Genomic DNA, 1,051 nt, shown 5'->3' with positions numbered 1-1,051 from the left:
GTTCAAGTATCGGCTCGTTCCCGATCTCTCAACGCTAAACGACTACATTCCACGAGGACTGAGCGCGATCAGCGAGCCCAATATTTGGCCGCATCTCACTGGTAAAGATTCGTCTTAATCACTATGACACCCTCTTGGCTTTCAATGCCGTGTGGGCTTTTCTGCCTGTTGTAACCACGGCGCTGTTGGGCGCGTGGGCGATGGTCTTTGTCTTTCAATGCCGGTCGGTCTTTTCTGCCTCTCGACGGGCGCGAGCTTCCAGTCTCCCTCGCGACGGCTCGAGATCGAGTCGTCCGACGTCCAGGAGACGCACTGGTTGACGTCGATCGCGCCGCCGCATACGAGCTGTCGCTGGCCGAAATCGTTCGCGGCGGACTCGAGTAGAACAGATTCGGTTTGATTCGTTGGAAATCACGCTTCAGCGCCAGTTAGCCGAGGCTGATTTGTGAGGTGCTGAGGTCGCCTACGGAAACCCTCTATATTCTTTAATATAATACTTAAATTTAAGGATAATACATAAATGGTAAATTATAACTATGGGAAAATAATAATTAAATGGGCCACGTATGAATCGAAGAAGCATCATAGCGGCTGTCGGCTCCCTCACAGCAATGGGGACAATTGGAACTGTCACCGCTCATAACCAGAATGAGGAAAGGGGTAGAGGACAAATCGTGGCAAGTTTTCACAAAGATGGACTAGAAGGTGTGAAGAATGAACTTGAAAAACAAGGCTTAGACTATAATGTGACTTCGACTACGTTAAAGGAAGAACAGTCAGAGGACGCGGAAGTCACACCAGAAGCCGGTTATGAGGAAGGCGAGTCTGAGGTCACCCTAATGCTGGCTGAAAATGACCACCCGGATAGGATTTGGGCCACAGTATTAGCGGAACTTGAGGAGGTCGACTACGGGGCTAATTATTACTCAGCTTTGAACGTTAGCGTCGGCTGTTGAGTGAACGAAAAGGTGGTCGATCTCTTGCATAAGGTCATCGACGCCACGATCATCGTTGTCTCGAACCCACGAGAGCAGGTTGTAAACGGCTTCCT

The 1,051-nt window shown here is 50.0% G+C and carries 1 protein-coding gene; it reads left to right on the top strand.

The annotated features are described in order from the left end of the window. Window positions 1-566: 566 nt before the first annotated feature. Complete coding sequence (locus tag EA472_RS21835; RefSeq protein ID WP_124193552.1) at window positions 567-956, top strand: hypothetical protein; 390 nt, start codon at window positions 567-569, stop codon at window positions 954-956. Window positions 957-1,051: the final 95 nt, after the last annotated feature.

Source organism: Natrarchaeobius oligotrophus (assembly GCF_003841465.1).
In the GTDB taxonomy this organism is placed as follows: domain Archaea; phylum Halobacteriota; class Halobacteria; order Halobacteriales; family Natrialbaceae; genus Natrarchaeobius; species Natrarchaeobius oligotrophus.
The sequence above is the reverse complement of the archived record's forward strand: the minus strand, read 5'-3'. Positions and strand labels throughout refer to the sequence as shown.

What these genes read in the sequence shown, in the direction of transcription:
- EA472_RS21835 (WP_124193552.1), top strand. Translation starts at nt 567, where the DNA reads ATGAATCGAAGAAGCATCATAGCGGCTGTCGGCTCCCTCACAGCAATG.